Source organism: Pseudomonas sp. AC355 (assembly GCF_979258205.1).
In genome coordinates this window covers 1,074,967-1,097,287 of record NZ_OZ409843.1, presented here as the reverse complement: position 1 = coordinate 1,097,287, position 22,321 = coordinate 1,074,967, and the positions used below count along the sequence as shown (strand labels likewise).

General features: G+C 58.2%; 18 protein-coding genes. 8 read left to right on the top strand and 10 right to left on the bottom strand.

What is annotated here, in order from left to right; genetic code table 11:
- The first annotated feature begins 965 nt into the window (after window positions 1-965).
- The 7 genes from hxsD (at window position 966) to ACZ0AI_RS05230 (ending at window position 10,400) form a co-directional block, all read left to right on the top strand.
- Entirely contained in the window at window positions 966-1,268 is a 303-nt protein-coding gene (gene hxsD, locus ACZ0AI_RS05260; RefSeq protein ID WP_463564873.1) for a His-Xaa-Ser system protein HxsD, read from the top strand.
- The gene (gene hxsB / locus ACZ0AI_RS05255; RefSeq protein WP_463564872.1) at window positions 1,261-2,760 is read left to right on the top strand and encodes a His-Xaa-Ser system radical SAM maturase HxsB; all 1,500 of its coding nucleotides are present in this window, start codon (window positions 1,261-1,263) and stop codon (window positions 2,758-2,760) included. The genes hxsD and hxsB overlap by 8 nt, the downstream gene beginning before the upstream one ends.
- 2 nt (window positions 2,761-2,762) lie before the next feature.
- Window positions 2,763-3,992: a His-Xaa-Ser system radical SAM maturase HxsC gene (hxsC, locus tag ACZ0AI_RS05250; protein WP_463564871.1), complete on the top strand. Its 1,230-nt coding sequence runs from the start codon at window positions 2,763-2,765 to the stop codon at window positions 3,990-3,992.
- A complete protein-coding gene (gene hxsA / locus ACZ0AI_RS05245; protein WP_463564870.1) occupies window positions 3,989-4,615 on the top strand; it encodes a His-Xaa-Ser repeat protein HxsA in 627 nt (208 codons plus the stop codon). Before hxsC ends, hxsA begins: the two co-directional genes overlap by 4 nt.
- 257 nt (window positions 4,616-4,872) lie before the next feature.
- Window positions 4,873-7,008, top strand: a complete 2,136-nt coding sequence (locus ACZ0AI_RS05240; RefSeq protein WP_463569966.1) for an ATP-dependent nuclease — start codon at window positions 4,873-4,875, stop codon at window positions 7,006-7,008.
- A gap of 132 nt (window positions 7,009-7,140) precedes the next feature.
- Complete coding sequence (locus ACZ0AI_RS05235; protein ID WP_463564867.1) at window positions 7,141-8,805, top strand: UvrD-helicase domain-containing protein; 1,665 nt, start codon at window positions 7,141-7,143, stop codon at window positions 8,803-8,805.
- 659 nt (window positions 8,806-9,464) lie between these two features.
- Window positions 9,465-10,400, top strand: a complete 936-nt coding sequence (locus tag ACZ0AI_RS05230; protein WP_463564866.1) for a hypothetical protein — start codon at window positions 9,465-9,467, stop codon at window positions 10,398-10,400.
- Window positions 10,401-10,605: 205 nt separating this feature from the next.
- Here the strand turns inward: ACZ0AI_RS05230 and ACZ0AI_RS05225 are convergent, their stop codons facing one another.
- Window positions 10,606-10,890: a helix-turn-helix domain-containing protein gene (locus ACZ0AI_RS05225; RefSeq protein ID WP_463564865.1), complete on the bottom strand. Its 285-nt coding sequence runs from the start codon at window positions 10,888-10,890 to the stop codon at window positions 10,606-10,608.
- 89 nt (window positions 10,891-10,979) lie between these two features.
- On the opposite strand from ACZ0AI_RS05225, the gene ACZ0AI_RS05220 reads away from it, so the two are divergent.
- Entirely contained in the window at window positions 10,980-11,417 is a 438-nt protein-coding gene (locus ACZ0AI_RS05220; RefSeq protein ID WP_463564864.1) for a hypothetical protein, read from the top strand.
- A 686-nt stretch (window positions 11,418-12,103) separates the two neighbouring features.
- On the opposite strand, the gene ACZ0AI_RS05215 is transcribed toward ACZ0AI_RS05220, so the two are convergent.
- From ACZ0AI_RS05215 to ACZ0AI_RS05175, 9 genes are all read right to left on the bottom strand, one after another.
- Window positions 12,104-12,859 carry a hypothetical protein gene (locus ACZ0AI_RS05215; protein WP_463564863.1) on the bottom strand — a complete coding sequence of 252 codons (756 nt, stop codon included), beginning with the start codon at window positions 12,857-12,859 and terminating at the stop codon, window positions 12,104-12,106.
- A 224-nt stretch (window positions 12,860-13,083) separates the two neighbouring features.
- Window positions 13,084-13,845: an amino acid ABC transporter ATP-binding protein gene (locus ACZ0AI_RS05210; RefSeq protein ID WP_463564862.1), complete on the bottom strand. Its 762-nt coding sequence runs from the start codon at window positions 13,843-13,845 to the stop codon at window positions 13,084-13,086.
- A complete protein-coding gene (locus ACZ0AI_RS05205) occupies window positions 13,842-14,744 on the bottom strand; it encodes an amino acid ABC transporter permease (RefSeq protein WP_463564861.1) in 903 nt (300 codons plus the stop codon). The genes ACZ0AI_RS05210 and ACZ0AI_RS05205 overlap by 4 nt, the downstream gene beginning before the upstream one ends.
- The gene (locus tag ACZ0AI_RS05200; protein WP_463564860.1) at window positions 14,741-15,637 is read right to left on the bottom strand and encodes an ABC transporter substrate-binding protein; all 897 of its coding nucleotides are present in this window, start codon (window positions 15,635-15,637) and stop codon (window positions 14,741-14,743) included. Before ACZ0AI_RS05200 ends, ACZ0AI_RS05205 begins: the two co-directional genes overlap by 4 nt.
- Window positions 15,638-15,640: 3 nt before the next feature.
- Window positions 15,641-16,990, bottom strand: coding sequence for an LLM class flavin-dependent oxidoreductase (locus tag ACZ0AI_RS05195; protein ID WP_463564859.1), 1,350 nt, complete (start codon window positions 16,988-16,990; stop codon window positions 15,641-15,643).
- A 9-nt stretch (window positions 16,991-16,999) separates the two neighbouring features.
- Window positions 17,000-18,310 carry an MmgE/PrpD family protein gene (locus ACZ0AI_RS05190; protein WP_463564858.1) on the bottom strand — a complete coding sequence of 437 codons (1,311 nt, stop codon included), beginning with the start codon at window positions 18,308-18,310 and terminating at the stop codon, window positions 17,000-17,002.
- Window positions 18,311-18,753: 443 nt separating this feature from the next.
- The gene (locus ACZ0AI_RS05185) at window positions 18,754-19,935 is read right to left on the bottom strand and encodes an MFS transporter (RefSeq protein ID WP_463564857.1); all 1,182 of its coding nucleotides are present in this window, start codon (window positions 19,933-19,935) and stop codon (window positions 18,754-18,756) included.
- 204 nt (window positions 19,936-20,139) lie between these two features.
- A complete protein-coding gene (locus ACZ0AI_RS05180; protein ID WP_463564856.1) occupies window positions 20,140-21,486 on the bottom strand; it encodes an ATP-binding protein in 1,347 nt (448 codons plus the stop codon).
- Window positions 21,483-22,196: a response regulator gene (locus tag ACZ0AI_RS05175; protein WP_463564855.1), complete on the bottom strand. Its 714-nt coding sequence runs from the start codon at window positions 22,194-22,196 to the stop codon at window positions 21,483-21,485. The genes ACZ0AI_RS05180 and ACZ0AI_RS05175 overlap by 4 nt, the downstream gene beginning before the upstream one ends.
- Window positions 22,197-22,321: the final 125 nt, after the last annotated feature.

Genomic DNA, 22,321 nt, shown 5'->3' with positions numbered 1-22,321 from the left:
TGCTGGCCTCGCCGCGAGACTACCGAAGGAGATCGCCGGGTGGATGTAATGCATCAGCCCACGTAGATCATCAGCGCCTTGAGATCCCAGCTATTGGCCGCGGCCCAGGTGGCGAAGCCGCTACGCAGCGACATATCAAGCTGACGTCGTTTTACTTTTTAGCTTTGTATCGATTAGCAGACTCTCATGAGTGACCGCTATCGCCGGCGTCTGCTTTAGTAGTCAGTAATAGACCGTCGAGCAAATGCATGGCGGTGTCTACGAAATCAGTGGGCTATTCAATTCCTAGAGGATCACCAATCAAAACCGCATGCCCGTCACTACCCTCGCAGCCCGCACCCGGCCGCCACTGCACCGTGGCCGACTCCGGCTGGAAACCAATCCTGAGTACGCGATCTAGGCAGCTCCCCATTCCGTTCTCAGCAATCGCCTCAATACCGTTATCGTTCCAGTCAGTTACTGAATACTCATAGGTACTTGCTTCGAGGTCTTGCCCCTCTGAGTGCTGATGAACTGAAGCGAATGCTTCACTACATGTTTTTCGCTCCTTCCGACACTGGATTTCGACGGCATTGGTGCCAGGGGCAACATATCCGGCAACGGTCTTCCATCCCCCCATACAAGCAGGTCGCTCTCTTCGTATTGGAAAATCAGTGGCGGAATCGTCGTGGGGACGTGGGCATCACCCCTCTGAAACCAGACGGTCAGGTAACTGGAGCCCAATGCGACCAGCACGACGGATAGCAGATAGTTGAGCGCTCGAAGACGCATATCAAAATCCTTTTTCAGTGAAGCCTTCCAGGCCAAAACACCTTAGATCAGAAGCAGCCTGGCGCCAAGGCTGCATCAGCTCAGACGAAGGTCTGGGCTCTGCTTTGAGCACGGCTGGACTATTCTTACATGGCAAATTGCCTTCACCTCTGGCAATATCCTTTGAATGATAGGGCTAAGGAAGGCGAGACCACATGGTGTGGACACAGATCATCGTGATTGACGAGAGCGCGTATCCGCTCAACGTGGCGCAAAAAGCTGCATATGCCTTAGCCACGACAGTCTCGATATTGATCACTCGCCAGGACGGCAACCTGCATCTGACGGTTACCCCTGCAGACCTGCGAATCGACACTTCTCATTTAAGCGAAGCTCAAGCGCGTGTCTTGATTACCCGCTCACTGAATGACTTCGCACTCCGACAGCAAATCCAGCTGGAAACCTCCGGCCTACGGGAGCTTCTAGCCGGCGTCGCGCTCAGAGAGGCAGGTGTCTAAGGTGACAGCAGCGATCCTGGCCAGGGAAGTCGGCTACAAGCTTCTACCCTTTCGGTTCCTCCGGCTGGATGACACCAGTCCGAACAACCTGCTGATCACCGCAGAGACCGGCGAGTACCTGTTTGTTTCTGAGCAGCAGCTTCGGCAGCTTGTAGGCAAACAGCTCGAGCGCGGCACCTCGCTCTATAAAGATCTTTTGGCCCGACACTTCATCTACGAGCCGCAAAAACACAATCCTATCGCCGAGATCGCCGCGCAGTACCGCAGCAGAAAAGAATTTCTGTTTGGCGGGCCGGCGCTGCATCTGTTCGTGGTGACGCTGCGCTGCAATCACACCTGCCAGTACTGCCAGGTGTCGCGTGCACCGCTGGGCGGATCTGGCCATGACATGTCCCAGGAGCATGCAAGCCACGCCGTGAACCGGCTGTTCGAGTCGCCCTCGCCCGTCCTTACCGTGGAGTTTCAGGGCGGTGAGCCGCTGCTAGCCTTTGATCGCATCCGGCAAATTGTGGAAGAGATCGCTGAACGAAACGAGCGTGAGAAACGCAGCATTCAGTTCGTCATCAGCAGCACGCTTCACCACCTGACAGATGAAATACTAGATTTCGCAAAGACCCATGGCATCCAGTTTTCTACGTCCCTGGATGGCCCTGCTTTCCTGCACAACGCCAACCGCCCTACGCCTGGCAAGGACGCCTACGAACGAACCCTGAAAGGTATCCAGTGGGTCAGGGAGCGCTTGGGAAATGATGCGGTATCGGCGCTGACTACATTGACGGCCAAGAGCCTGCAGCATCCTCACGCGATCATTGATGAGTACGTGCAGCAGGGTTTCAACAGCATTGCGTTACGACCGCTGAGCCCTTACGGATTCGCGAAAAAGTCCAGCCAGCGCCTGGATTACTCGATGGCTGAATACATCGACTTCTACAAGACCTCGCTGGCCTACCTGATCAGAATCAATCAGCAGGGTACGTACCTTTCCGAGGGCTACACATCCCTTTTGCTCAGCAACGTCCTGACTCCATTTTCATCAGGCTACGTGGATCTTCGTTCCCCACTTGGGGCGGGCTTAGGCACCCTCCTCTACAACTACGATGGCGACGTCTATCCCTCGGATGAAGCACGCATGCTGCTCGAGATGGGAGAAGACGGTTTGAAGTTGGGCCACGTGGCGCAGCCGCTACAAGAGCTCTTGGGCTCGCCAGTGATTGAACTACTTCTCTCCGCTGGCGTGGCCGAGTCGCTTCCAGGCTGCTCGGATTGTGCGCTGGTGCCTTACTGCGGCGCCGACCCCATTGAGCATTTCGCGCGTCAGGGTGATCCCATCGGCCACCGCGCATTCAGCACGTTCTGCCAAAAGAACTCAGAGCTGCTCACTTACTTGTTTCGCCTGCTCCGTGATGGTGACGACGACACGCAGAGAGTGCTGCTTTCCTGGTTAGCCCGGCGATCCCTTGGGGATCTGCCAGTAGCCGGCTACAGGGGATAACGATGCTCCGTCTCGATACCCAATTCGACATTCACAACCTAGCTTGCACTCGGCTCTTCAAGGTCATTACTCCTGCAGAACTGATTGAGAAAGGCACGGCGGTGTGTGCAGGTGAGGCAAGCTTGGGCGATTTTGCGCTCTGGCTAGACGAGCCTGAATCTGACTATTCAAAACAGCTGCTGGCCCTGCCGGTCGGCTGCTTGCTGCTGCCAACAAGCGACACTGCCGTTGAGGGTTTTGATGGCACACAGCTGGCTAACCCGAATGACTCAAGCATCGTGCAGCCAGGGGACGTAATCGTCGTATCTCCCGGCTCCCGAGTTGTACGTGTGCTCTATCGACGCGGGTCCAACAGCAACCTGCTGTTCATGACCGATCGCTGCAACAGCCTCTGCTTGATGTGCTCCCAGCCGCCCAAAGACATCGATGATCTGTGGCACGTCGAGGAGAATCTTCGGCTCATCGACTTGATGGATCCTGGCGAAGAGCAGATTGGGATCAGCGGTGGCGAGCCCACTCTCTACAGAGAAGGTCTGCTCGAGATCATTGCCAAGGCCAAGCAGGTGATCCCGGAGAAATCCCTGCATCTATTGAGCAATGGCCGCTTACAGAGCGACCCGAGCTGGATCGTTGATCTGAAGGCAGCAGCTCATCCGCAGTTGACCTGGGGCATCCCCCTGTATGCCGACAACGCTGATGATCACGACCACGTTGTCCAAGCGCCTGGTGCTTTCAGCGAGACGTTACGTGGCCTTTACAACCTGGCCCGTGCGAATCAGCGCATTGAGATTCGGGTCGTGCTGAGCAAGCTCACGGCACCCAGACTGCCGGAGCTAGCGCATTTCATTTTCAGGAACATGCCCTTTGTCCAGCACGTTGCCTTGATGGGCATCGAGAACATGGGGCTAGCGAAGAAGCACCATGACGAGCTGTGGATCGATCCACTGGACTACCAACAGGAGCTCAATCAGGCAGCTCACTTTTTGGATATTCGTGGCTTACCCGTATCGGTCTACAACCTTCCTCTCTGCGTGCTTGAGCCCTCGCTCTATCCCTTCTACCGGCAGAGCATTTCGGACTGGAAGAACCTCTTCATCGAAGCATGCCAAGACTGTACGGCCGTTACGCAGTGCGCCGGCTTCTTCAAATCGCATTCCTCTCGGTGGCAAAGCCGAGGCATCCATCCAATAACAGCAACAGAGCTGGGCGCATACGCAATGAGAGCACTATGAAACTCGTTAATCGATGGAAGCTGCTGATCGGTCAAGCCGTGGCCATGCTTCCGGTGGTCGCCACCTCCATGGCCCAGGCTAACCAGACAGCCTTGGCGGGTGTCGACTGGACACCTCAAACGACTGATGAGCCGCCGGTGTTCAAGAACACGCTGAACTCCGCGGACGCTGTGAATATTTACGCAGCGCATCGCTCACATAGCTCCCACCGTTCGCACAGTTCTCATCGCTCACATTACAGCGGCTCCGGTGGCGGTTCTAGCGCGCCGCGGGCATACACGCCGCCTCCTGCCCCCGCTCCACGAACCTCATACAGTACTCCCAGCTCACCGACTCCGTCCTATGGCACGAGCTCCAATTTGAGCGGTTCTTCGAGGAGCTCTGTCCCTAGCACTCAACCGAGCCCTCAACGTGCGCGGCCGGCTAGTGAGGATCTGTCGCTCGTGATCATGCGGGTTCAAATGGCATTGGTGGTGAAGAAGTATTACACCGGGAGTATCGACGGGCTTATGGGCAACGGTACGCGCGGGGCCTTGATGGCTTTTCAGATGGACTCGGGGCTTCCTGTAAGCGGGAAGATGGATACACAGACTCTGAATGCGTTGGGTGTGGCGATTCCATAACGGATACGAATGCCCGCTATCGGCGGCCAAGAGCAGTCACTTACAGACAGTAGAGTCAGTTTTGGACTTCCTCGGCAGTATCAATACCGCAGGGGCTGCAGCCCTTGCGTGGCCGTCGACACTTGTGTTCACCCACAATGCAGGGTTCGATCGGTGCTTTGCTAAGCGATTGAGCCGCATCTTCACCACCAAGCCACGGGAGCGCACTATGCTCCAGTCTAAAATAACGAGCTACGACTAAACGGGGTACGTTATTCGTGCATATTTCAAGATTACAACTCGTCAACTACCGGAATTTCGAATTCGCGAATGTAGTCTTCAACAAGGGCGTCAACACGATCATCGGTGAGAACGGGTCAGGCAAGACAAACCTGTTCCGGGCGTTGCGTCTTTTGCTAGACGACACGCTGCTACGCGCGGCATACAGGCTCGACGAGAAGGACTTTCACAGGCGCCTTGGCGACTGGCGCGGTCACTGGATAGTCATTAGCCTCGAGTTCGATGAGGTATCCCAAGACGAGGCGATTCAATCCCTCTTTCTCCATGGGACCGGCAACATCGCTGACGGCGAGATCGGCAAGGCGACCTACAATCTTATTTTTCGCCCCAAGGCGGCAGTTCGGCGGACCCTGGCCGACCTTGCCGTCGGTGATACCGTAGGACTCGCCGAGGCACGTTCGAAGATCACCATTTCGGATTACGAGACGATCTTCACCGGCAAGAGCACCGCAAACTTCCTGGATCCCGAAACCTATAAGCAACTGGTTGGCGACTTCGATGCGGTAATATTTCCCCAAGAACTGACAAACCCCGCTATCGGGGGCGTCATCCCGGGCATGCTCTCGATCTCGCGCGAAGTGTGCTTTACCTTCGTGCAAGCACTGCGCGATGTGGTCGCTGACTTCCAGAACAACCGCACCAATCCCCTCCTAACTCTGCTCAAGTGTCGAAGCGGTGAGATCGATCCGCAGAGTTTCGAGCCGATCACCGCGCTTGTCAAAGGGCTCAACGATGCAATCGAGGGCCTACCAGATGTAGTAACCATCCGCACCGATATTCGCGACACCATTACCGATGCGGCAGGCGAGACCTACTCTCCGCGTTCACTTTCGATCCGCTCGGACCTGTCCGACGAGGCTGACCGCCTGTTCCAGTCGCTCAAGCTGTTTGTGGGCGAGAGCGAGGAAGAATATGAGGGTGCGATTCACGAATTGAGCCTGGGCGGTGCAAACCTCATATACCTGACGCTGAAGCTGCTTGAATTCAAATATCAGAAGCAGAAGGAGTCCTTCGCCAATTTCCTCGTGATCGAGGAGCCGGAGGCGCACATCCACACGCATATCCAGAAAACGCTCTTCGACCGGCTGAACTTTGATGACACCCAGATCATCTATTCGACCCATTCGACCCACATATCCGAAGTAAATAACGTCGTGAACATCAACATCCTCGGCCGGCAGGACGGACGATGCGAGGTGTTTCAGCCATCTGCGGGACTTGACCCCGTCCAGATTGGCAATATCCAGCGCTACCTCGATGCGGTCCGCAGCAATCTCCTCTTCGCCAAGAGTGTGGTGCTGGTCGAGGGCGACGCCGAGGAGATCCTCATTCCAATCCTCGTCAAAAAAGTGTTCGGGCTCAGCCTGGACGAGCTGGGGATTAGCTTGATCAACATCCGCAGCACCGGCTTCGAGAACGTTGCGGTGCTTTTCCACAACGAGCGCATCCGCAAGCGCTGCGCGATCATCACCGACCTTGACCGCGCGTTTATAGATACGACTAAGGACGTATTAGACGGTGAAGATAAGGCGGCCGCTAAGAAGAAAGCACTGGGGTCACAGATCGCTGGACTCCAGCGCGAGGCAGCGCTCAAAGAGTTGTGTGACGGGAATCCCTGGCTGACGGCGCACTTCGCCGACCACACTTTCGAGGTCGATTTCGTCTCCGCCGACAATGTCGGCACTGTCGTTTCGGTGCTGGGCGACGTCTATAAAGATAGCGGCACCATCGCGACGTCTAAGATGGAGCTGGAATCGGGCGACATCGCACGTTTCGGAACGCGCGTGCTGACGATGGCACGTTACGCCGGAAAGGGGTGGTTCGCCATCATCCTAGGTCGAATGATCACGCCAGAAACTTCCATTCCGGATTACATCCTCGACGCCATCTTCCAAGCGCATATGCCGGTATCCATCCAGACATGGGCGCGTGTGCTGGACTATCGGGTCTCGATCCTTGCGGCGTCGCAACTACATGCGCCAGGAGACATCGACGCGATGCGCGCGCAAATCAGACGCTACCATCGCGGCGAGATCGACCTTGCAGGTGTCCGCGCCGAAATGCTACAGGCCTTTCCGGCAGACGGCATCAACACCATCCTGGCGAGCTTCTAGAATGTTTGTCTGGGACAGGAAGGATCTGAACGACGCCCAAGTCGCAGCCATCGAGCATCCTGGTAGCGTATTCCTCGTTGCCTGCCCGGGGAGCGGTAAAACGAGGCCCTCACCTACAAGATCGCCCGCCTGTTGTCGGAGCTTAAGTCGGACAAAAAACGCGTCGTCGCGATCACCTATACGCACCGGGCTGCGGATGAGATTCACGAACGGATCGAGCAGCTTGGCGTCGATACGAGACAACTTTGGATTGGCACGATTCACTCCTTCTGTCTCGAATGGATCTTAAAGCCCTACGGAATCTATCACTCAGAGCTCAAGCATGGTTTCCGGGTGATCAATGCCCATGACACCGAACGAATGCACGAGGATCTCTGCTGCGCGGTGCAGGGCACTAAGCTCAGCAGCTTCGACTGCGCATATTATTTCACGCCGAACGGCTATGTGCTGACATGCAACAAGACCAACAAGCATGAAGCAATTGAGGGAGTTTTGCAGGCGTATTGGAAGACGCTTCGTGCCGAGCGGCAGGTCGATTTTGAACTGATCCTTTTCTACGCCTATCAACTCATCGAGAATAATCCGTCGATCAGCGTGCTGCTAGGTTCGATCTTCGAATGCGTGCTCCTCGATGAGTTTCAGGACACGCGGGAAATCCAATATGCGATCTTCTCATCGATCCTGAAAGCGTCTAAAGGCGGTTCGTCCGCCTTCGTCGTAGGCGATCCTAATCAGGCAATCTATGGCTCGCTTGGCGGCTATGCGATCACGGCGGCGGACTTTGGGGCGCAGTGTGGCATCGCCTTCAATGAAATGGAGCTGTCAGATAATTACCGATCCTCATCGCGCATTGTCAGCTATTTCGGCAATTACAACGTCTGGCCTTCGAAGATCGAGGCGGTGGGAAGGGACAAGGATTACGCGAGCGTGGTGTCGTTCGATCACCAGACGCACCGCGACGCGCTAGAGGAAGAGCTTGTAAGGCTCATCAAATTCAACGTCGAAACGCTCGGGATCGCTCAGCATGAGGTCTGCATCGTTGCGCCTTGGTGGGTCCATCTCGCAAGCATGACACGCCGACTGGTCGCGGCGCTTCCGGCCTATTCATTCGATGGCCCGGGCATGGTGCCCTTCGCGCGCGACGTCGACAATTTCTGGTACAAGCTTGCCCGGATTATTCTGACGGAGGCGTCCCCACAGCTCTATGTACGCCGGATGCGATGGGCGGGAGAGGTAATCGCCGACCTCAGCGATGCGGGCGTCGAGGTTCCAGATTTGAACCGCAAGACATTGCTGCGCGCCTGCAACGCCATCACCATCGCCGAGACCGATGGCTTGGTCTTCCTCCGGGCGTCCTTCGACCAGCTATGTTCGACTTTCGGGATCAATCGTCATACCTACGCGGCGCTTCAAGAGCATCACGACGCTTTCTTTGAGTGCTCGCAGAAGCGCATCGATAAACTCATCAAAGAAGGCGCTCAAGCGATCGCTGAGTTGGCGATGTTCAGGAAGGTCTTTGCGGGCCGGACTGGTATCACTGTATCGACTATCCACGGGGTCAAGGGCGCCGAATATGACGCAGTGATCGCCTATGGCCTTCTAGAAGGGATGGTTCCCAATTTCAACGATCCGAACCAGGCTGAAGCAGCGAATAAGCTCATGTATGTGGTGTCGTCACGGGCCAGAAAGAACCTACATCTGATCTCTGAGCGCGGTCGCAGTCGAGGCTGGAGCGGAGATTATCAACCAACCGACGTACTTGCTGGATGTGCATTCGGGTACGACCAGCTTTCTTGACGGGTAAGAATCTGGTCGCAAATGACCGCTCCTGGCCGAGGCTGTGTAAAAACTTTTTTGAGCGCGACAGGTACTCAAAACCGGACTGGAAATCGCGCATCTGGGCGAAATCCACATCTGCTGACGCGCCGATAAATTTCAGATTTCACGTAGAGATGCGCACTTCAATTTTGACGAAGCGTTTTTACACACTCTGGGCCGACTGCAGACCCTCGGGGTAGCGTGCGAGAATCTAAGACGGAACGTCTCGGAAGAATTATGACAAACAGCAGAGGGCCGCAACACTGCACGATCTGCGCATGCCTACTCGACAATCCGGAAGATCCACTATCAGGCGATACCGGCGGGGATTGCTGGGGATGCATAGGCGCTATCGAGGCGGAAATGGGATGCGCAGAGTCGCTCGACTACGTACGCCAAGAATACGAGGCAGGACTTCGGCCTGGCTGGATCGATCCGTTCAAGCCATGACACGGAAGCTGCATTACGACTGCTTCGGGTCGAGAGCTGCCGGTTGTAACTTGCCGCGCTAGTCAGTCGTTGCCATTAGCAGCCGTCCGATGAGGGTAGCTTTCGACCCGAAAGGGATGCTTGGCTCTGTCTACGAAACTGGCGTCGACTCAGACTATTAGCTACAGGCTGTCAAAATAGGGAGCTTTATGGGTATTGCTTACATTCTGATCATGCTTTCAGTTGTGCTGCCGAGTGCAATTTTTTTGCTTTGGAAGGCAGCGATTAAATACGGTTTCATCTCACATCCACCCTACCGCAGGCTCACCGCCAAAGCGAAGAACCTGGGCGCCGAGGCATACTGCGTAGCTGCAGTACTTATCAGCTTGATGGTGCTTCTGATGTTGGCTGGCTACAACGTAGCATCAGGCGACAAGATCCCGATGACGGTTGGTGCGCCGGTGATGTCTGCCCTCGTAGTGTCAACGCTGTCTTTGGGCGTAATAACCCTCAGGGCCGCAGTCATCTATAGCTTGAGCCCAAAGGTCTTCAATGTGCTAGCGAGCTCACTGGCGCTGCTATTAGCACTTGTGGCAAACATCTACGCCGATGCTCACATCACCCGATTCCTCGATTTACCAGGCAGCGAACTGCCCTCGGCGTTGCGCATACTGACCATCTTGCTTTCCGGATACTGGGGGACGTTGGTGTTCACTGTGATTTCGCTGTGTCTGTATTTCATCACCATGGTGCTATGGGCAGGGGCCTCCCTTACCTCAACCGACAGACGGCTGCAGGAGCTCAGTTTTGCCATGTACGGCAGCGGCCCAGCTCCAAAAGTGAAAAATAAAAGTAAAGGCAAAGCGTTCACATACTTCACCCTCCTGCTAGGGCTCGCGTTCACATCGTTAATCCCTATAAACGCTTTGGCATCATTCGAGAAAGAAAAACGTCTCGTCCGCCTTGCTAACGAACTGATCGTTTTCGCCGTTTTTCATCTGGATAAACACGACTGTTTTCCAGAAGCTGCGGAAGGCACCATCTTTGCGCTGGTCGATGCTGACCGAATTTCAGCGGCGACGCCTGATGTGAGGCTCGGTTACACATTTCAGCTGAGAAGCTGCACCACAGGCTCTGCCCAGTAATGATAAAGCTCCGCACCTGGCCGGGGGTTTCTTAATGCCTACGTCCTGCGCGTAGCCATCGCCCTCGGCGTGCAGCAGCTGCTCGCGATGGCCGAGGATCTCGGCTGCGGAACGGCCAGGCGGCTGGTAGCCCATAACCACCCATCATCAGCAATCGACCAGCCGCTCAGATATCAGCTCATGGTATACACGCCACTGCGATTTTTTAGTTCGCTTGCAAATCAGACAAATCTTCTTTGACGCGAGTAAAGAGATCCTCCAACAAAACACCATCGTCCAGTAGGAGATAAGATCTAGCTATAAGCGTGAGCGGGTGCACCCCTAGGACCGATGCCAAGTCTTCGACTTTATCAATCGTAGGGCTTTTCAGCCCGCGCTCAAGCGTACTCAGATAGGTGCGGCTGCTGACCTGCGAAAAATCTTCCTGAGTGACCCGCCTGCTAGACCGGATCTCTTTCAATGCTTTGCCAAAGGCTATTTTTAGTTCCATTTTGCATATCTCGCAAAAGGAACGATGAAGCCCTCGTGAGCGCTTTAGGACTACAATCTATAGTGTTCATATTGAGTGGGGCTGATCCAATGTTCTGGACACATAGGCGCGCTGAGATTCCTACCCATGCCCATTTTGGCGACAAAACGCAGGCTTGGACACACGTCAGCCAGAGCCTTCATGCGCCGTGGTTTTACGTGACAGTGGCCGAAGGTAGCCATGGCGAAGCGCTGCTTACGATGCTGCTCGCTCAAGAGGTTGGTGTCCTTGAGGCGCTACTTGCGCAGCAAAACGAAAATATGAAGGTGGAAAGCGTACAGCTAGTCAGCCCAAGGCAAATGAACAAGAGCGGAAGGTGGCTAATGGAGCCCTTGATTGAGCTATCTCGAATTACGAGCAGTGAGAGCCTCACCTACTCGTATGTGGTTGAGAGTGGGATGCAATACCTTGACCGCATAGATACAGGCATCTATGCGGTCGGATCATCGGTGAGTGTCATTTACCGTGCTACAGATGTCGTCAGATAACCAGAGAGATACTAGGACATGGCGAGATACGTTCAGTCTGACAGCAGCTTTGAGGAAATTGCAGAGGGCAAGGCACGCCGACGGGAGGAGCTAATGCGCGCAGTAAGGGACGCGCCCGACTCTGATCTCGAGCCCCCTGCTCAACGGCTGCGAGAAGCAATGCGAAAGCGAGAGGGCGAAGGTCAACGAAAACGTATTTACCCACCATTCTTTTTAGATGAATGATTCTTGGAGTCGGGTAGATCTACGGATATTCATGAGCCCATCTCCTTCAAAAAGCAATTTGTAACTGAAGATTTGCAACACAACGCAGGATGACCGTTGCAACAGACGAATCCTCAACGAATACTGGAAAAACCTTTGGTTACGTAGCTTTCTGCCTGGTAAAATCGTGCAACAGAAACCGAAACGACCTACTTTGTTAAATTGCGTATCCGACTATCTGAAGTCGTTCGTATCAGATGCTGAATTAACCAAGCTCTACTCTGCCACGTGGCGCCTCAACGAAATACATCACACCTAGCCTCTCCATGGCGCCTACCAACCCTCGCAGCCTAAGACCTATTCGGTGCCTCTACATCGACAGCATCCGGAAGCCGTCGGCTTTAGTTCGGGCGCTGAGATGGGAACGATCCAGGGTTTCTGCCCATGCGAGTGCAATAGTTGAGCGCCTACGCTGACGTGGATCACGGCGAGGTGCTGGTGATCTTGACCATTTCGTTGGTCACGTCCGGTAATCCGCCCTGGGCAGGAACGAAGGTTTTCAGGATGCGACCGCTATAAGGCCCCTCGGACGCAAACCAGCTCTCGATAACGGCCAGATTTCTTCCATCCTTGCTGGATGCGGATCCCGAGGAAATCTCATTGGTGAACTTGCAGGTATCGAAAGTACCCAGCGGGGTCGTGATCGTCTCTCGACCAATATAGGTGTGCTTCTCTGTAATCTCCGACTCTACGCCCGGGCCGGCAGTCACGGTTTTACTGAGATAGCTGACCGTAACGCTTTGCCCCGGCTGAAGATCGATCGGAACAGCCGGTGGCGGGATGTTGTAGGTAGTGACCAGTGAAGCACCGCTGCCGTGTTGGTTGCCATATCGGATGATCTTGCCGTCCACGAGGTCGACAAAGGCGTAACCCGTGAAGACGGGGGCGTTATTGATCAGCGTCGTTTGTGCCTGAACCAGCGGGTTGGCATCCGCAAACGACTGCCGGCCCAGGGTTTCGGTTTTGTTGTGACCTAACACGTCGGGCGCGTTGCTGATCCGCGCCTGCGTTTCGACCACACTGCCCAGTCGGAAGTCTGACTCGGCAATGCAGGCGCCCGATGACGCATCACTTGCAGCCGATGAGCCCGCGAATGCCCCGCTCCACGCCACTACTATCACAGCCGTAACGCGCGTCGTTCGCTTGAGAGAACGACGTTGCGAACTGATTTCACCCATGAAGCGCCTCTTGTCTGGCAGCAATGAACGCCCTTCGCCTGGCACTCGCTGCGCGAATCGCTCGGCTGCGTCAGGGTAAAGACAAACCATGGAAATTATCAGCAGCTCTAACAGGGCTCAATAGCACAGATGTGCTGCACGACTGCCCTCTCCGCCCTCTCCGCCCTCTCCGCCGGATAGCCTGATCGATGAGCCGGAGAGTATTTTCAACAGTCGTCCCGGCGTCACAGCACGCTGGCAAGAAACTCGCGCAGGCGCGGGTGCTGGGGGTTGTCGAGCAGCGTGCGCGCGTCACCGCCCTCCACTATTCGGCCGTTGTCCATGAACACGATATTATCCGCCACTTCCCGGGCAAAACCGATTTCATGGGTCACCACCACCATGGTGATGCCCGAGTGCGCCAGTTGCTTCATCGCCTGCAGCACTTCACCGACCAGTTCGGGGTCGAGGGCAGAAGTCGGTTCGTCGAACAGCATCACGTCGGGCTGCATGGCCAATGCCCGGGCGATGGCCACACGCTGCTGCTGGCCGCCGGACAGCTCGCGCGGCCAGGCTTGCGCGCGGTGCGCCAGGCCCACTTGTTCGAGCAACTGCATGGCCCGCGCTTCCACCTCCGCACGCTTCTGACGAAGGATGCGCATCGGTGCATCGACGATGTTCTGCAACACGGTGCGATGCGGGAACAGGTTGAACTGCTGGAACACCATGCCGATACGCTGGCGCTGCTGGGCCACGACCTTTTCCGGCAGCTCGTACAGGGCCTGGCCCTTGCGCTGGTAGCCAATCAGCATCTCGCCGACATGGATGGTGCCGCCGTCGAGCTTTTCCAGGTGGTTGATGCAGCGCAGCAGCGTCGACTTGCCGGAACCGGACGGCCCGAGAATCACCGTCACCGAGCCGGCGGCGATGTCCAGATCGATACCGTGCAGCACGGTGTTGCCGGAGAACTGCTTGTGCACGCCACGCAGGCGGATGGACTCACTCATGCTTCGGACTCCTGCGTGCCCTTGTTGCGGCGCAACCAACTGCTGCGTGCCGGGCCATTGCCTCGGCTGAACCACACTTCCACGTAATGCTGCAGCACCGACAGCACCGAGGTCATCACCAGGTACCAGGCGGTGGCCACTAGCAGCAGTGGAATCACTTCATAGGTGCGCTGATAGATGATCTGCGCCGAATAGAGCACGTCCTGCAGCGCGATCACCGACACCACCGCGGTGGTTTTCAGCTGACCGATCACTTCGTTGCCTGCTGGCGGGAGAATGGTGCGCATGGCCTGTGGCAGCACCGTCTGGCGGAATATCTGCCCTGGGCGATAGCCGAGCGCCTTGGCGGCTTCGAGCTGGCCCTGGCCAACGCTCTGGATGCCGGCGCGGATGATCTCCGCCGCATAGGCGGACTGGTGAATGACCAGTGCCAGAACCGCCGCGCTGAACGGGCTGATGACCTCGTTGGTGGCAGCGCTCCACACCTCGCCAACGAACGGCAGGCTCAGCGACAACTGCGGATAGAGCGCGGCGACGTTGTACCAGAGGAACAGCTGTACCAGCATCGGCACGGCCCGGAAGAACCAGGTGTAAGCCCAGCTGACACTGACCAGCACCGGGTTGGAAGACAGGCGCATCAAGGCCAGCAGCGTACCGCCGGCGAAGCCGAAGACCACCGAGATGACCGTCAGCTCGATGGTCATCAATACGCCGTTGAGGATCGACTCCTCCGTCAGGTTCTGTGCCACCACGTCCCATTCGAAACGTGGGTTGTTGACCATCGAAGTAGCCACCAGCGACAGCAGTAGCAGGACGATCAGGGCGCTGAACCAACGCCCCCAGTGACGATGGCGGACGATACGAAGCCCGGCGATGTCGTCGTCAGGCCGTGGGCTCATTTGATGTTTTCTTCGTTGAGGCCAGCGGACTCGACCGCGCCGAAGCCGATTTCCCACTTGTCGAGAATCTGCTGGTAGGTGCCGTCCTTGATCAGCGAGTTGACCGCCGCCTGGATCGGTTTACCCAGCGGCGAATCCTTGGCCAGGGCGATGGCAACGATGGTGTCCTCGATGGTGATCTCGCCCGCCAGCTTCAGCGCCTTCACTTGGCTGGCCTGGTAGCGCAGGCCTTCGTAGGGGCCGAAGAACATCGGCACGCGGCCGCTGATCACCGCCTGCACGCCAGCTGGGCGATCCGGGAAGATCGGCACGTTGATGGCAGGCTTGCCATCGGCCACGCAGGCTTCGCTGGCCTGCTGCAGACGGGTCACCTGGGAGGTGCCAGCACCGGCACCAACAGTCTGCCCGCACAGTTCCGCAAAGGTATTGAACGGCCCCAGATTGGCATCGCTACGGCCGATCAGCGCCAGTTTGGAGGCGTTGTAGTAACCGACGAAGTCCACTTGCTCGAGGCGCTTGGCATTGGCGTCGATATTGGAGATCGCCGCATCGTAACGCCCAGACTTCAGGCCCGGAATGATGTTGTCGAAACCACCGGTATCGCGCAGCTCCAGCTTCACGCCGAGGCGATCGGCAACGGCGCTGATGATGTCGATTTCACGCCCGGCCAGGGTCTTGTTGTCGGCCTGGTAGAAGGTGGTCGGCGGCGTGTTCGGGTTGGTGCCGGCGATGATGGAGCCACGTTTCTTGATCGCTTCCGGCAGGCTGTCGTGCAGCACGGCATCGGCCTCTGGTTTGGCGGTGGCGTTAAAGGGCACGCCCTTGTCGGCGGCGAAGGCGTCGGAAAGTGGCAGCAGTGCGAAGGCAGCAGCGGTCAGTGCAAGGCGTTTCATGGGCTATTCCTTCTCGGTTGCCAGCGGGGCAACGGCGGCAAAATTTTCGTCAACGGAGGGCAGGCCGAGGTTTTCACGCAGCGTGCTGTATTGGTACTCGCTGCGGAACAGGCCGCGGCGCTGCAATTCGGGAATCACCAGCTCGACGAACAGTTCCAGCTGGTCAGGCAGCACGGCGGGCATGATGTTGAAACCATCGGCACCGCCCTGCTCCAGCCAGAGCTGGAAGTCATCGGCGATATCTTGCGCAGTACCGACCACCACACGGTGGCCACGTGAGCCTGCCGCTACAGCAGCCAGTTGGCGCAGGGTCAGGTTTTCCCGTGCCGCCAGTTCGGTAAGCAGCTTGACGCGGCTCTGGCTGCCTTCGGTCGCGGGAATCTCCGGCACCGGGCCATCGAGCGGGTACGCCGTCATATCCACGCCGAAACGGGCGGACAGCTGCTCGATACCGTTGTCGATATCCACCAGTTCATTGAGCTGGTTCCACACTTCCTGCGCCTGCTCGCGGGTACGCCCGACAATCGGCATCACCCCCGGCAGAATCAGCAGGTGGTCGGCATGGCGACCGGCGTCACGCACGAACTGCTTCTGGCTCTTGTAGAACGCCTGGCCTTCTTCCAGCGAAGACGCCGCAGTGAACACCACCTCGGCGGTTTGCGCCGCCAGTTGCTGCCCGGCAGGCGAAGAGCCCGCCTCGATGATCACCGGACGGCCCTGGGGAGAGCGCGCGATGTTCAGCGGGCCCTGCACCTGGAAGTGCTTGCCCTTGTGGTTGGCCGCGTGAATCTTGCTCTCGTCGGAGTAACGGCCAGTGTCCTTCTCACGGACGATGGCGCCCTCCTCCCAGCCATTCCACAGTTTGAAGGCCACATCGAGGAACTCGCGGGCCATTTCATAGCGGTCGGCGTGGGACGGCAGGTCTTCACGGCTGAAGTTGCGCGCAGCGTCGAGGGAGAACGAAGTGACCACGTTCCAGGCGCCACGCCCGTGGCTGATGTGATCCACCGAGCAGAGCGCACGGGCCAGGTGAAACGGCTCATCGAAGGTCGTTGAGGCAGTGGCTGCCAGGCCGATGTGATTGGTTTGCACGGCCAGCGCAGACAGCAGGGTCAGCGGTTCGAGGCGCGACATGGTGGACGGCAGACGATGCACGCTGGTGGCCAGCGCATCGCCGACGAAGAACATGTCGAACTTGCCCGCTTCCGCAGTCTTGGCGATCCACGTGAACCACTCGACATCGGTGGGCGAACCTTTCGCGCCCTCGGCACGCCAGCCACCCACGTGGTGCCCCAGCGCCTGCACGAACAGACCAAGGCGTAACTGACGGGGCGACGTTTGTTGCACGGACATAACCAATCCTTATTGAAAGCCAACGAGTGAGATCAGGCGATGCAGCGCGGCATCGTCTGCAAGGCGTAGATCCTGGCTGATCGCGATTACACGCTCATCAGGCAGCGATTGAAGATTCTTGTGCAGCTTCGCCTGCACGTCGGTGGGCAGTGCGGCGGTCTCCTTGCGCGTCACGCAATGGCTATGGGAAGACCCATCGGCCATGAACAGGGTGACCCGGTGAAAGCGCAGGTCGGGGTCGAGCTCGTCCGCCGGCGCATTCAGATCGGGCACCCTGTGCACCCGTGCAGCCAGTGCGGCAATGGTCGGCTCGACCGGTGCCTCGCCGTAGCGCTCGAGGGATATTGCACCGTTGCTCAGTGCATCGGCGATCACATACTCCAGGCTGAAGCGCGCCTCCACGCCATTGACCGGCGCGATGATGTTCGGCGCGGTATCGGCCCCCGGCGGAAAGCTCACCTCGATGCGCTGCACAGCATCCAGCTCGCCGCCGAGAAGCTCGCGCAGCACGAACGCCGCCTCGGCAGCGCTATGGGTGCCACCACAGGTGGGGTAACGCTTGAACTCCAGCCCCGGTGCGCTGATCCGCCACGGCTCGCCCCAGCCCGCCAGCAGGTCATCCGGCTGGGCGACGCCGAAACCGAGCGTGGCGAGAAATGCCTCCAGCACCCCTTGGCGCTGAGCCGCGAACCCGCTACGGGACAGCTCGATGCTGTTGACTGCACTGCGCGCCGCGTATCCAGCATGCAACGCCTTGGCAGCAGAGCCGAACTGGGCGCGCAGGCCCGAAGCCTGGGTAGCGGCAAGGCCAATGGCAACTTCGGTCTGCTCCAGTGTCAGGCGCAGCAGGCGGCTGGCAGCACCGACGGCGGCAATCACCCCCAGGGTCGCAGTACTGTGCAAGCCGGCCGCGTAGTGACGGGTGCCGATGGCCTTGCCCAAGCGGCCGGCCAGTTCCACGCCGACCACATAGGCATCGAGAAAGTCGTCAGCCGCCTGGCCCGGATAACGTCCGCTCAACGCCAACAGCGTGGAGAGCACCACCGTGGTGGGATGCCCACGAAACGTCGCATGATAGTCGTCGAAGTCCAGCGCATGGCTCATGTAACCCAGCTGCAGCGCCTGATTCTCCGTACTGCCCGCCGCAGGGAATACGTCGCGAACAGGCACCAGCCCGGAGTCGGCAAGCAGACCAAGCTGCACAGGCAGCAGGCACGCGAAGTAATCCATCAGCCCTTCACGGGCATGCTGACGTTCACGTTCACCTGGTTGGATGTCAAAAAGCGCCTTGGCCAACTGGCCGCTAAGGGAAATGTTCAAAAGGCACCTTTAAAAGTAAGGCTTTGACCTACATCAAGATTTTTTACCATCGGGCATTTTCCTTGGCCAGCAAAAGCCCCGCAAATATCCAAGAGCTATTTGCTTAGTTCCAAAAGAAATAAGAAAGCGTGCCCTGAATACCGCAACACACTCCGTAGCCGGGTACCCGGGATGGCTACCAGAGCTGATACCAGCCCCAATCCTGACGCGACACCCGGCTTGTCCTGGTTATCGCTGCGCTCAACCACAGGCTGCTGAGCCCACTGTGTGACTATCCGTAGAATGGTTTGGCGGAAATGTCCTACTGGACAGCTGAGTTAGCCACTGACCCGGAGTCATTCCTGGCAGGGATAACCATGCCTTTGCCGAAGCGGCTAACGAATGGGCCAGCGCCTGGGTCAGTCATCTTTTGCGGCTCTTTACGCCGTAGCCAATTGCCTGGATTAGGCTCGAGCACAGCCGTTTGGGGCTCGGCTCAAGGCTAGCGGCCTGAGCACACTCAGCAGCCCCAGCAAGGCCAGTCCTGCGCCGACCCACAGTGGCGCGCGCAGGCCATAACCCGACTCGATTGCGACACCGCCCGCCCAGCTTCCCAAGGCCAGTCCAGCGGTTATCACTGAGGTGTGCAGCGTATTGACCAGCGGTCCGGATTCAGCCGCTTTCATCACCCGAGCGACCATTGCCGGGTTCAGCGCCACGCCGGTCAGACCAATGGCGATGAAGCATCCGAGGTTCAACCAAAGCTGATCACCGGCCAGGGCAAAGCCGCTCAGGGCAAGCACCAATAGGCCCAAGCCCCAACCCAGTGCGACGAACGTATGACTCTCGGCAACACGCCCCACAACCATGTTACCCAGCAAATTAGCCACGCCATACAGCGCCAGTAGCGGTGCCACTTGGCCAGGCGATATGCCGACTTCTTCGATCAAAATGGGTGTGCAATAGCTGAATGCCGCGAACGTGGCACCGATGATCAGGCCGCTGGTGAGGTATGCCGCCCACAGGCTACCGTTACCGAGTGTCGCCCACTGCCGCCGCAGCCCTGCCTGGCCGGCGTCACTGGCCGGCAAGCGCAACGCCGCAAAAGTGGTGCAAATGAGGGCCAGCAGCACCACCGCCCAGGAGCTGGCACGCCAACCAAAATGATGTTCGATCCAGGCCGTCATCGGTACTCCCGCTACAGGCGAAAGCATCAGCCCTGCCAGCACCACCGACACTGCCCTGCCCCGCGCCTCACGCTCGACCATCGCAGCACAGACCGTCATGCACAAACCGATACAGGCAGCACTGGACACGCCCATGATGATCCGCGCCAACGCCAGCACCGAGTAGTTCGGTGCTGCCGCGGCGAGTGCGCCGGCCGCCACATACACGGTCAGCAGCCCGACCAACGCGCGTTTATTGCTGATGCCCCGAGCGAGCAGCAGGATGGTCACCGGTGGCCCACCCAAAGCCATGCCGAGTGCGTAAAGCGCGATGAGGTTGCCAACTTGCGCCAGGCTCACTGAAAACGCATCGGCCAAGGCGGGCATCATCCCGGCGACCATGAATTCGGCAGTGACCAACGAGAAGATGGTCGCCCCTAGCAGGTAGACGGTGGCTGGCAGTTTAGAGCGGCTGGTCATAAGTACTTCTGGCGGGAAAACGGTCGCACACCCTATGCATTGTTGAACGTTTGGTCAAATAACGACTGCGCATAAGATCATGACTGGAAACCCTATGGGATTCCACGTCCCTGCAGTGGCGTTTTTGAGCCGAGGAGTGGGTAAACCAGAGCGATCAGCATTGCAGCGCTGTGGGCATGACGCTTTTAGCAGAATCCCTTGGGTTTAGGCGAAAGGCAGCACCACGCAAACTATCAAGCCACCCTGCTTGCGATTACGCAGCGTCAGCGTACCGCCGTGCTCCAGCACCGTGGCCCGGGCGGCTGACAGGCCCAGGCCAACGCCACCGGTATGCTTGTTGCGCGAGCCTTCGATGCGGAAGAAAGGTTTGAATACCTCATCCAGATGCTCTTCAGCGATGCCTGGCCCACGATCCAGCACGCGGATATTGATTACGTGCGCGCCCTCCCCTAGCTCGATGGCCGGTTCCTGGCCGTAGCGGATAGCGTTGTCCAGCAGGTTGGTCAGCATGCGCTTGATGCCGATAGGACGACCGACGTAAACCACCCGACTCGGGCCGCTCAGTTGCACCTCGATGCCAGCATCCTTGTAGTCGTCGACGATGGTATGCAGCAGCTCGGCCAGGTCGAAGGCGGTCGCCGGTTCGAGGCGCGCGTCGTCACGGAAGAATTCCAGGGCGCTGTTGACCATCACCTGCATCTCGTCCACGTCGCGGAACAGCTTGGCCTGCTGGTCGGCGTCGTCGATGAATTCGCCGCGCAGGCGCATACGTGTCAGCGGCGCGCGCAGGTCGTGGGAGATCGCGGCGAGCATCTGCGTGCGGTCGTTGATGAAGTGTTGCAACTGAGCCTGCATGGCGTTGAAGGCGACGATGGCCTGGCGGATTTCCTGCGGCCCCTCCACGGCAATCGGCGGCGCGCGGAAGTCACTGCCGAAGCGCCGCGCACCGCGGGCGAAGCGCTCCAGGGGCGCAGCCAGATGACGGGTGGCGACCAGTGCGACGATGATGGTCGACAGCAAGACCAGAGCAACGATGATGAGGCCGCGAGGCAACTCATTCAGGCCCCAGATGCGCGTCAATGCCGAGAATTTCACCCAGCTGCCATCGTGCATTTCAACCATCAAGGCATAACCCGCGCCCGGCTGATCCGATGGCCAGTCGGCAGGCTCGTAACCTTCTATCCTCGCGTTGGGATTTCGCAACTGACTGCGTAAATAGTCCTCACCGGTGCGAAACCCGACGTCCTCATCCGCCGGTGGCAGGCTGGCCTCTTCGTATGTCAGCAACCAGGTGGTGGAATAGGTTTCATCGCTGGCGGATCGGGCGATGGCCGGCCGCTGCTCGGGTGGTGCTGCGTCGATGATGCGGCTGATGCTGGCCAGCCGCTCCAGCAAACCGGTCTCCAGCAGCGGCGGTCGTGCCCACACGCCGGCCAGTTGGCTGAGCAACCAGGTGAGGGCCAGCGCCGTCAACATCGCCGCCATGGTGGTCAGGGCGATCCAGCGCGCCACGGTATCGCTGGGACGATTGAGCCTCTCCAGCAGTTTCATCGTTTCACCAGTACGTTGGGCGTGAACAGGTAGCCGCTGTTGCGCACGGTACGAATCATCGGCGAGGCACAGACATCGCCCTCCAGCTTGCGGCGCAGGCGGCTTACCTGCACGTCGATGCTGCGGTCGAAGGCCTCGAAGGCTTCGCCGCGGGTCATATCGAGCAGCTGCTGGCGGCTCAGCACCCGGCGCGGATGTTCGGCGAACACCAGCAGCAGTTCGAATTCGCCGCCGGAGAGCGGAATCATCACCTTGTCCGGCGAGCGCAGCTCCCGGCGGGTGACGTCCAGCTGCCAGCCGGCGAACTCCAGGGTTGGCCGCGGCTTGTCGTTCAGCACGCTCTTGACCTCCCCCGTGCGGCGCAGCACCGCCCGTACCCGGGCCAGCAGCTCGCGGGCATCGAAGGGTTTGGTCAGGTAGTCGTCGGCGCCGAGCTCCAGGCCCACTACACGATCACTCAGCTCGCCCATGGCGGTGAGCATGATCACCGCCACCGCGTGTTCGCTGCGCAGGCGCTGGCAGAGCACCAGGCCGCTCTCGCCGGGCAGCATTACGTCTAGGATGACCATATCCGGCAACTGCCGCTCCATCGCCAGCCACAGGCTGCTGCCGTCGGTAGCCACATCGACGCAATAGCCGTGTTGTTCGAGGAATTTCTTCAGCAGGGCGAGGACTTCGAGGTCATCGTCCACAAGCAGTAAATGGATCACGCAAAGCTCGCTGCCGGTAGGTTCTGGAGCGGCTATCTAAAACCATTGACGCAGGCGCGTCATATATTTCAATCCGGCAATAAAGCTGCCGTTTTGCAACAGTGGAGAAATTCTCGGGCAAAACC

Coding starts and splice junctions, on each gene's coding strand:
- hxsD (WP_463564873.1), top strand. CDS start 966: ATGGTGTGGACACAGATCATCGTGATTGACGAGAGCGCGTATCCGCTC.
- hxsC (WP_463564871.1), top strand. CDS start 2,763: ATGCTCCGTCTCGATACCCAATTCGACATTCACAACCTAGCTTGCACT.
- hxsA (WP_463564870.1), top strand. CDS start 3,989: ATGAAACTCGTTAATCGATGGAAGCTGCTGATCGGTCAAGCCGTGGCC.
- ACZ0AI_RS05230 (WP_463564866.1), top strand. CDS start 9,465: ATGGGTATTGCTTACATTCTGATCATGCTTTCAGTTGTGCTGCCGAGT.
- ACZ0AI_RS05225 (WP_463564865.1), bottom strand. CDS start 10,890: ATGGAACTAAAAATAGCCTTTGGCAAAGCATTGAAAGAGATCCGGTCT.
- ACZ0AI_RS05220 (WP_463564864.1), top strand. CDS start 10,980: ATGTTCTGGACACATAGGCGCGCTGAGATTCCTACCCATGCCCATTTT.
- ACZ0AI_RS05215 (WP_463564863.1), bottom strand. CDS start 12,859: ATGGGTGAAATCAGTTCGCAACGTCGTTCTCTCAAGCGAACGACGCGC.
- ACZ0AI_RS05210 (WP_463564862.1), bottom strand. CDS start 13,845: ATGAGTGAGTCCATCCGCCTGCGTGGCGTGCACAAGCAGTTCTCCGGC.
- ACZ0AI_RS05205 (WP_463564861.1), bottom strand. CDS start 14,744: ATGAGCCCACGGCCTGACGACGACATCGCCGGGCTTCGTATCGTCCGC.
- ACZ0AI_RS05200 (WP_463564860.1), bottom strand. CDS start 15,637: ATGAAACGCCTTGCACTGACCGCTGCTGCCTTCGCACTGCTGCCACTT.
- ACZ0AI_RS05195 (WP_463564859.1), bottom strand. CDS start 16,990: ATGTCCGTGCAACAAACGTCGCCCCGTCAGTTACGCCTTGGTCTGTTC.
- ACZ0AI_RS05185 (WP_463564857.1), bottom strand. CDS start 19,935: ATGACCAGCCGCTCTAAACTGCCAGCCACCGTCTACCTGCTAGGGGCG.
- ACZ0AI_RS05180 (WP_463564856.1), bottom strand. CDS start 21,486: ATGAAACTGCTGGAGAGGCTCAATCGTCCCAGCGATACCGTGGCGCGC.